General features: G+C 41.3%; 7 protein-coding genes. All 7 read left to right on the forward strand.

Translation table 11 applies throughout. The features are described from left to right. Positions 1-640 precede the first annotated feature (640 nt). The 7 genes from iolA to iolG all read left to right on the forward strand — a co-directional run bounded on the left by iolA (position 641) and on the right by iolG (position 9547). The gene (iolA, locus tag H540_RS0126155; RefSeq protein ID WP_028403086.1) at positions 641-2116 is read left to right on the forward strand and encodes a methylmalonate-semialdehyde dehydrogenase; all 1476 of its coding nucleotides are present in this window, start codon (positions 641-643) and stop codon (positions 2114-2116) included. 223 nt (positions 2117-2339) lie between these two features. Next, positions 2340-3155: a 5-deoxy-glucuronate isomerase gene (iolB, locus tag H540_RS0126160; RefSeq protein WP_028403087.1), complete on the forward strand. Its 816-nt coding sequence runs from the start codon at positions 2340-2342 to the stop codon at positions 3153-3155. A gap of 28 nt (positions 3156-3183) precedes the next feature. After that, the gene (gene iolC, locus H540_RS0126165) at positions 3184-4194 is read left to right on the forward strand and encodes a 5-dehydro-2-deoxygluconokinase (protein ID WP_028403088.1); all 1011 of its coding nucleotides are present in this window, start codon (positions 3184-3186) and stop codon (positions 4192-4194) included. Beyond that, entirely contained in the window at positions 4194-6107 is a 1914-nt protein-coding gene (gene iolD, locus H540_RS0126170) for a 3D-(3,5/4)-trihydroxycyclohexane-1,2-dione acylhydrolase (decyclizing) (RefSeq protein ID WP_028403089.1), read from the forward strand. The genes iolC and iolD overlap by 1 nt, the downstream gene beginning before the upstream one ends. Positions 6108-6123: 16 nt before the next feature. After that, entirely contained in the window at positions 6124-7017 is an 894-nt protein-coding gene (gene iolE, locus H540_RS0126175; RefSeq protein WP_028403090.1) for a myo-inosose-2 dehydratase, read from the forward strand. Between the two features lie 23 nt (positions 7018-7040). Continuing rightward, on the forward strand, positions 7041-8453 hold the full coding sequence (locus H540_RS0126180) for a sugar porter family MFS transporter (protein ID WP_028403091.1): 1413 nt from the start codon (positions 7041-7043) through the stop codon (positions 8451-8453). Positions 8454-8506: 53 nt separating this feature from the next. Next, positions 8507-9547: a bifunctional inositol 2-dehydrogenase/D-chiro-inositol 1-dehydrogenase gene (gene iolG / locus H540_RS0126185; RefSeq protein ID WP_028403092.1), complete on the forward strand. Its 1041-nt coding sequence runs from the start codon at positions 8507-8509 to the stop codon at positions 9545-9547. The last annotated feature ends 35 nt before the right edge of the window (positions 9548-9582 follow it).

The following is a 9582-nucleotide window of genomic DNA, read 5'->3' on the forward strand; positions in this document are numbered from 1 at the left end:
ATCGATAACCTTGTTTTTGATTGTTACATTTCTAAAAACCCTAATTAAAGGTTTGGGTGATTCCGTTAGCTTAAAAGAGTAATAAAGAGATGAAGTCGCGATTGATGATGTTGCAGGCGAGCGGGAAATATGCGGTACGGATAAAGAAGTTAAGCGTGTTACCCTGTTGAAGAAAGACATGGATAGGTTTATCATAGCTTCTGAATTTAAAAATAAACCGTTTCCAAGTGACTGATTAAGGAGAAATCCTGATGATGCTGATTGCCCAATAGGTTTTAATCACGTGAATAGTCTGAATATATATTTTTTTCAAAAAAAGCTATTGAAATATCATGGAGTATGGGATAAAATAAAAACAACCTTGAAGGGTAATCGATAACCCTAATTTTACTCCATGTTAGCTGACGGCAAGGTTTTCCCAAAATGAAGGTTTACTTTATTAACACAGGAATCTTTAAAGTGGTAGTAATGAAAGATGGGGGAGGTATGTGCTTGTTTGTGTGAAGGATATTTAAATCTGTTATGTTGATAGATTTGTAAGCGTTATCCTTCTGGATTTATAAGAAAGATGTGAGAGTTACAGTGAAGTTATGAAGTGAAAGCTTGAGGCGAAACCATATTTTTTAAGGAGGCAGGAAACATGACGGGAGTAGTAACGAAAGCAGTAAAGTTGAAAAATTACATAAATGGTGAGTGGGTTGAAAGTAAAACGACAAAATATGAAGATGTCTACAATCCAGCCACAAAAGAAGTCGTTGCCCAAGTTCCGCTATCAACAAAAGAAGATATTGACTATGCGGTAGAAGTTGCTGCAAAAGCGTTTGAAAAATGGCAAAAAGTCGCAGTGCCACGACGTGCAAGAATCTTATTCAACTATCAGCAATTGCTGACAAAGCATAAAGAAGAATTGGCCCACCTCATCACAATAGAAAATGGAAAAAGCCTTTCTGAAGCATTAGGTGAAGTGCAGCGCGGAATAGAAAATGTTGAATTTGCGGCAGGAGCACCTACTTTAATGATGGGAGATTCACTATCTTCGATTGCTACAGATGTCGAAGCGACAAATTATCGCTATCCAATTGGGGTTGTCGGTGGAATTGCACCATTTAACTTCCCGATGATGGTACCGTGCTGGATGTTCCCAATGGCAATAGCGCTGGGGAATACGTTTATTTTAAAACCATCTGAAAGAACACCGCTCTTAACAGAAAAATTAGTCGAGTTATTTACAGAAGCAGGACTTCCAAACGGTGTGTTCAACGTCGTTCACGGCGCACATGACGTCGTTAACGGAATATTAGATCACCCTGAAGTTAAAGCGATTTCTTTTGTCGGTTCTAAGCCTGTTGGTGAATACGTGTTTAAACGAGGCAGTGAGAACCTAAAGCGCGTCCAAGCGTTAACAGGCGCCAAAAACCATAGCATCGTCTTAAATGACGCCGATTTAGAAGATGCAATCACAAACATTATTTCTGCAGCATTTGGCTCAGCAGGTGAACGTTGTATGGCATGCGCAGTTGTAACAGTAGAAGAGGGAATTGCCGATGAATTTTTAGCCAAGCTGAAAGAGAGAACGGCAAATATTAAAATGGGCAATGGCCTGGATGATGGTGTATTTCTGGGGCCAGTCATCAGGGAAGAAAATCAAAAACGTACTATCGATTATATCGAAAAAGGAATTGAAGAAGGAGCAACTGTTGTATGTGACGGCCGCGAACGTTCATTGGATGAAGGATTTTTCATCGGGCCTACTATTTTCGATGATGTCACAACGGACATGACCATCTGGAAAGATGAAATCTTTGCTCCAGTATTATCAATCATGCGTGTGAAGAATTTAAAAGAAGCAATTGAAGTTGCCAATAAATCTGAATTTGCCAATGGTGCATGTATCTTTACAACAAATGCTGCATCCATCCGTTACTTCCGTGAAAATATCGATGCAGGTATGTTAGGGGTTAACCTGGGTGTACCAGCTCCTATGGCGTTCTTCCCATTCTCCGGATGGAAATCGTCATTCTTTGGAACATTGCATGCTAACGGAAAAGATAGCGTTGATTTCTATACACGTAAAAAAGTTGTCACAGCACGCTACACAGCACCTACATTTGAATAAGAAATGTTTTTGTCTTAGTTCTTCAAGATTTTTGTTAGATTAATAGACTTAACTATGAAGTTCGCAATTGGAAGTTTGAGAAACCGGCCCATTATATTTGCTAAGTAATATGATGGGACCTGTTTATAATAAAGACCTTGTAAAGCAGCTCGAACCTATAGAAACCATCATGGCTAAGGGGTGCTAAAATGGTTTGTTTCCAGCGTGACAAAAGGAGGTACATATGAGTAAGTTGCTCCGAAAACCAGAAAAAAACGAAGTTTCCCAAGGAGTTACTATTGTTCAGGAAGTAACAACAGAAAATTCTTCATTAGAATATGTTGGATTCAAAATAGTTGATTTAGCTCCAGGTGCAAAATATTCGGAATTATTAGATAAGGAAGAATGCTGCATCGTGGCCCTAACGGGAAAAATAAATGTCACAGATCATGAAGAAACTTTCCAAAATTTAGGCACTCGTGAAAGCGTATTCGAGCGGATACCGACAGATAGTGTATATGTATCAAACGACCGGAGTTTTGAGGTAGAAGGAGTCAGCCAGGCTCGCGTGGCATTATGCTATTCACCTTCTGAAAAACAATTGCCTACAAAACTGATTAAAGCTGCAGATATTGATATCGAAAATAGAGGAATACTCAACAATAAACGTGTGGTACACAATATTTTGCCTGACTCGGATCCGTCCGCCAATAGTCTGCTGGTCGTTGAAGTGTACACAGAAAGCGGGAACTGGTCAAGCTATCCTCCGCATAAGCACGATCGTGATAACTTGCCGGACGAGTCATTTTTAGAAGAATCTTACTATCATGAAATGAATCCGAAGCAGGGCTTCGTATTCCAGCGAGTCTATACTGATGATCGTTCCCTTGATGAAACCATGACAGTCGAAAACGGCGATGTGGTGCTCGTGCCGGCAGGATATCATCCAGTTGGTGTGCCGGATGGGTATACGTCCTATTATTTAAATGTAATGGCAGGACCGACACGGATTTGGAAATTCTACAATGATCCGGATCACGAATGGATACTAAAGCGTTAACAAAAAATGTAAGGAGCTGTTACCGGGGATGAAATATGAATTCAGTACCGAAAGAGAATATGACATTATTGCAATTGGCCGTGCCTGCATCGATTTAAATGCAACAGAGTACAACCGTCCAATGGAAGAAACAATGACATTTACAAAATATGTGGGAGGTTCGCCTGCAAATATTGTAATTGGAAGCGCCAAACTAGGCTTAAAAGCCGGATTTATCGGTAAAATTTCAGATGACCAGCATGGACGCTTTATCGAGCAGTATATGCGTAGTGTTGGAATTGATACATCAAATATTGTAGTAGATAAAGAGGGACATAAAACAGGACTAGCATTTACAGAGATTAAGAGCCCGGAAGAGTGCAGTATTTTAATGTACCGCCAAGACGTGGCAGACCTTTACCTGGCGCCTTCTGAGGTTAATGAGGATTATATTAAAAAATCAAAAATCCTGCTTGTTTCAGGGACAGCCTTGTCAAAAAGCCCATCCCGCGAAGCGGTGTTGAAAGCCATCAGCCTGGCTAAGAAACATGATGTCAAAGTTGTTTTTGAATTGGATTACCGCCCGTATTCATGGAATTCATCTGAAGAGACAGCTGTTTATTGTTCATTGGTCGCAGAGCAAGCGGATGTTGTGATCGGTACTCGTGATGAATACGATGTGATGGAAAACAAAGCAGAAGGTAAAAACGAAGATACAATCAACTATTTGTTTAACCATTCACCAGAATTAATTGTTATTAAACATGGAGTAGAAGGTTCCTATGCCTATATAAAATCAGGAGAAACATTCAAGGGCCAAGCCTATCTGACAAAAGTATTAAAGACCTTCGGCGCAGGTGATTCATACGCATCAGCTTTCTTATACGCCTTAATCAGCGGCAAAGAAATTGAAACCGCTTTAAAATACGGCAGTGCATCAGCTTCTATTGTTGTAAGCAAACATAGTTCTTCAGAAGCGATGCCGACAGTAGCAGAAATCGAGCAATTAATTGGTGAAAGATCTTTAACTGAAACAATCCAGCTAGAGGTGAGAAACTGATGGGAACAATCAGACTGACAACGGCACAAGCTTTAATCAAATTTCTCAATCAGCAATATGTTCATGTTGATGGACAAGAATTCCCTTTTGTTGAAGGTATCTTCAATATATTTGGACATGGTAATGTTTTGGGGATTGGTCAAGCGCTTGAACAAGACTCTGGTCATTTAAAAGTCATTCAAGGAAAAAATGAACAAGGAATGGCGCATGCAGCCATTGCTTACAGCAAACAAATGCTGCGAAAAAAAATATATGCTATTACAACTTCGAGTGGACCGGGTTCAGCAAATTTGGTAACTGCAGCGGGCACAGCACTTGCTAATAATATTCCTATCTTGTTGTTACCTGCTGATACATATGCTACACGTCAGCCTGATCCAGTTTTACAACAAGTAGAACAGGAACATAGCATTGCGATTACAACAAATGATGCGCTGCAACCAGTGTCAAGATATTGGGATCGGATTACTCGCCCTGAGCAATTGATGTCCAGTTTAATCAGGGCGTTTGAAGTGATGACAGATCCAGCAAAAGCAGGCCCTGCTACGATTTGTATTTCACAAGATGTTGAAGGGGAAGCATTCGATTATGATAAGAAGTTCTTCGAAAAGCGTGTCCATTACATCGATCGTAAATTACCAACTGACCGGGAATTAAAAGGTGCAGCTGAATTAATCAAAGCGAGCAAAAAACCATTAGTGGTTGTTGGCGGTGGAGCTAAATATTCAGAAGCGCGCGAAGTTTTAATTGAATTTTCGGAAAGATATAACATCCCATTAGTAGAAACGCAAGCTGGTAAATCAACTGTTGAGTCCTCGTTCAATAACAATTTAGGCGGGCTAGGAATCACTGGAACATTAGCGGCAAATAAAGCAGCACAACAGGCAGATTTAATTATCGGTGTTGGTACGAGATTTACCGATTTCGCAACCTCCTCTAAAACCATTTTTAATTTTGAAACAACCAAATTCTTAAACATTAACGTTAGTCGCATGCAAGCTTACAAGCTGGATGCATTCCCGGTTGTAGCTGATGCCAAAACTACTTTTGAAGCATTAGTTCTAATGCTGGAAGGGTACGAAAGTGAGTTTGGCGATACGATTACGGAATTAAAGGAAGAATGGTTAGCCGAGCGTGATCGTTTAAGTAAAGTAGTATTTAATAGAGAGAATTTTAATCCTGAAATTAAAAATCATTTTTCACAAGAAGTATTAAACGAATATGCCGATGTGTTAAACACAGAATTAGCACAAACTACAGCGTTGATTGCCATTAATGACACCATCGATCCTGACAGTATCATTATTTGTGCAGCCGGTTCACTTCCAGGAGACCTGCAGCGTTTATGGCATTCAAATGTGCCAAACACATACCATCTTGAATATGGCTATTCGTGTATGGGATATGAAGTGTCAGGAACATTAGGTTTGAAGTTGGCTGACCCGGCAAAAGAAGTATACACAATAGTTGGTGACGGCAGTTTCCTTATGCTGCACTCTGAATTTATTACAGCAATTCAGTACAATAAAAAGATTAATGTGCTCCTTTTCGATAATTCTGGATACGGTTGTATTAATAATTTACAAATGGATTTTGGCAATGGCAGTTATTATTGTGAATTCAGAACAAATGAAAACCAAATTTTAAATATTGATTATGCAAAAGTAGCTGAAGGATATGGGGCTAAAGCATATCGTGCGAATACTGTAGAAGAATTAAAAGCGGCCCTGGAGGATGCGAAAAAACAAGATAAATCTACTTTGATAGAAATGAAAGTGCTTCCAAAAACAATGACAGATGGCTATGAAGGCAGCTGGTGGAATCTTGGAGTGCCTGAAGTGTCTAATCAAGAAGGTGTTCAAAAAGCATATGAATTAAAACAACAAAAGCTTAGAAATGCAAAGCAATATTAATAGGAGGTGAATGATAATGAGCAATCAAGATATTTTGTGGGGAATCGCTCCTATCGGCTGGCGCAATGATGATATACCGGAAATCGGTGCAGAGAATACATTGCAGCACCTATTAAGCGATATTGTTGTAGCAGGTTTTCAAGGGACTGAAGTTGGCGGTTTTTTTCCTGAACCAAAAGTATTAAACAAAGAACTTAAACTTCGAAACTTGAAAATAGCAGGTCAGTGGTTTAGTAGTTTTATCATTCGTGATGGCATTCAAGAGGCAGCTCAAGCCTTCCGCAAACATTGCCAATATTTACGAGAAGTCAATGCAGATGTGGCAGTGGTATCGGAACAGACTTACAGTGTGCAGTGTACAGAGAAAAATGTCTTTTCTGAAAAGCCATACTTCACGGATGCCGAATGGGAAACATTATGCGAGGGACTAAACGAACTGGGGAAAATTGCAAGGCAATACGGCTTGAAATTAGTTTATCACCATCATATGGGGACGGGTGTCCAAACACTGGCCGAAATCGACCGGCTCATGGAAAACACCGATTCAAGCTATGTGCATTTACTTTATGACACAGGCCACATCTACGTTTCCGACGGTGATTATATGACACTATTAAACAAGCACATTGATCGCATTAAACATGTCCATTTTAAAGATGCCAGAAGAAAAGTGCTGGATGAATGCAAGAAAGAAGGTAGATCGTTCCTGCAATCCTTCTTATGCGGCATGTTTACAGTGCCAGGCGACGGGTGCATTGATTTTACAGAACCGTATAAGGCGCTCCTGGATCACAATTACAAGGGATGGATTGTGATTGAAGCTGAACAGGATCCATCTGTAGCTCATCCATTGGAATATGCTTTATTGACTCGGAAGTATATAGATGAAAAATTACTTATCCATTCTTAAAAGGGGAAGGGGAAGAAATTGACATGAATAAACAGGTAAACCAAAATTCGTTTTTGCGTACCATTATTTTAGTCTCGACATTCGGTGGGCTTCTCTTCGGATACGACACTGGTGTCATCAATGGTGCATTGCCTTATATGTCTGAAGCGGGTCAGCTTAATCTCAACTCATTCACTCAAGGTCTCGTTACGAGTTCACTTCTTTTTGGGGCCGCGCTCGGTGCAGTGTTCGGCGGCCGACTATCAGATTATAATGGCCGCCGCACAAACATTCTGTATCTTGCAGTATTGTTCTTTATTGCTACACTTGGATGTGCCCTTGCTCCGAACGTTACTGTTATGGTTATCTGTCGTTTCTTGCTGGGGCTTGCGGTAGGAGGCGCGTCAGTAACGGTCCCAACCTATTTAGCGGAAATGTCACCTGCGGAGAGCCGGGGCCGAATGGTTACCCAAAATGAATTGATGATCGTTACTGGACAACTATTGGCCTTCACCTTCAACGCTATCATTGGCAATACAATGGGTGACAACTCACATGTTTGGCGATACATGCTATCCATCGCGGCACTTCCAGCAGTTTTCCTGTTCTTTGGCATGATTAGAGTACCAGAGAGCCCGCGTTGGCTTGTATCAAAAGGAAAAAATGGGGATGCCCTGCGTGCCCTAGGGCAGATACGTAAGGAGAACCAGGCTAAATCGGAACTCAGCGAAATTGAGGCAGCTTTCGCCAAAGAGTCGGGGATTAAGAAAGCAACCTTTAAGGATCTGACTGTGCCGTGGGTGCGCCGCATCGTATTTCTTGGGATTGGGATTGCCGTCGTGCAGCAAATTACGGGTGTCAACTCGATTATGTACTATGGTACCGAAATCCTTAAAGATGCTGGCTTCCAAACGGAGGCAGCACTTATCGGCAACATTGCCAATGGTGTAATCTCAGTTTTAGCAACTTTCGTCGGCATCTGGCTTCTTGGCAAGGTTGGCCGTCGACCAATGCTAATGACTGGCCTGATAGGAACTACGACGGCACTTCTGCTCATTGGGATATTCTCACGCATACTTGAAGGGTCTGCCGCACTTCCATATGTTGTGCTTGCCCTGACAGTCACATTTCTTGCTTTCCAGCAGGGAGCCATTTCACCGGTAACATGGCTTATGCTCTCAGAAATATTCCCGCTGCGGTTGCGAGGTCTCGGTATGGGCGTCACCGTGTTTTGCCTATGGATCGTGAACTTCGTCATTGGTTTGACGTTTCCGGTATTGCTCGATAAGGTCGGCTTGTCCACAACATTCTTCGTCTTTGTAGCTCTGGGGCTTGCGGCAATCGCATTCGTGAAGAAATACTTGCCGGAAACCAAGGGACTCACACTTGAGCAGCTGGAACATAACTTCCGTACCTATGATGATCAAGAGGACTATTTAGAGAAGGTTGACGCTTAAATAAATGTAAGGACCATACAGCAACAAATAAACAAATCAGGAGGAATATGATCATGACTTTAAAAATTGGTGTAATAGGAACCGGTGCGATTGGCAGGGAGCATATTAAAAGAATTACAAACAATTTATCTGGCGGAGAAATTGTCGCTGTAACCGATGTCAATCAGGATGCGGCAAAAAATGTTGTTGAACAATTCGGTTTGGATGCCGTTGTATATCCGGATGATAAAACGCTTGTAGCTGCTGAAAACGTTGATGCCGTGCTGGTAACAAGCTGGGGTCCTGCTCATGAACAAAGTGTGCTGGCTGCAATCGAGGCTGGAAAGTATGTATTCTGCGAAAAGCCTTTAGCCACAACAGCAGAAGGATGCATGAGAATTGTTGAAGCAGAAATGAAACATGGCAAGCGTTTAGTCCAGGTTGGATTTATGCGTCGTTATGACAGCGGTTACGTGCAATTAAAAGAAGCAATTGACAACAATTATATTGGTGAACCATTAATGATTCGATGTGTACACAGAAACCCAGAAGTTGGTGATAACTACACCACAGATATGGCGATTAACGATACACTGGTTCACGAGATTGATGTTTTGCATTGGCTTATCAACGACGACTATAAATCCGTACAGGTAGCATTTCCGAAGAAAACAAAGCGTGCGGCAGCTCACTTGCAGGATCCGCAACTTATTACGTTAGAAACAAACAGCGGTATTATCATTACTGCAGAAGTATTTGTAAACTGCAAGTACGGCTACGATATTCAATGTGAGGTTATTGGTGAAGAAGGCGTTGTGTATCTTCCGGAATTTTCCGGTATCACCGCTCGTAAGGAAGCGAAGCTCGGGACAACCATCTTGATGGATTGGAAACAGCGTTTTATTGATGCGTATGACAAAGAATTGCAGGATTTCATGGATTCGATCAAAAAAACGGGTGAGCCTGATGGCCCGACTTCATGGGATGGCTATATTGCGGCTGTTACAGCGGATGCTTGTGTGAAAGCACAGCAAACAGGAGAGAAAGAGCCTGTCGAATTAGCGGAAAAACCAGACTTTTATAAACGTGAAAAAGAAATAGCTAAAACCATCTGAAAATGATACATGAACAAATTTGATGGTGTTGCAAA

Source organism: Ectobacillus panaciterrae DSM 19096 (assembly GCF_000430785.1).
GTDB lineage: Bacteria > Bacillota > Bacilli > Bacillales > Bacillaceae_G > Ectobacillus > Ectobacillus panaciterrae.

What these genes read in the sequence shown, in the direction of transcription:
- iolA (WP_028403086.1), top strand. Translation starts at nt 641, where the DNA reads ATGACGGGAGTAGTAACGAAAGCAGTAAAGTTGAAAAATTACATAAAT.
- iolB (WP_028403087.1), top strand. Translation starts at nt 2,340, where the DNA reads ATGAGTAAGTTGCTCCGAAAACCAGAAAAAAACGAAGTTTCCCAAGGA.
- iolC (WP_028403088.1), top strand. Translation starts at nt 3,184, where the DNA reads ATGAAATATGAATTCAGTACCGAAAGAGAATATGACATTATTGCAATT.
- iolD (WP_028403089.1), top strand. Translation starts at nt 4,194, where the DNA reads ATGGGAACAATCAGACTGACAACGGCACAAGCTTTAATCAAATTTCTC.
- iolE (WP_028403090.1), top strand. Translation starts at nt 6,124, where the DNA reads ATGAGCAATCAAGATATTTTGTGGGGAATCGCTCCTATCGGCTGGCGC.
- H540_RS0126180 (WP_028403091.1), top strand. Translation starts at nt 7,041, where the DNA reads ATGAATAAACAGGTAAACCAAAATTCGTTTTTGCGTACCATTATTTTA.
- iolG (WP_028403092.1), top strand. Translation starts at nt 8,507, where the DNA reads ATGACTTTAAAAATTGGTGTAATAGGAACCGGTGCGATTGGCAGGGAG.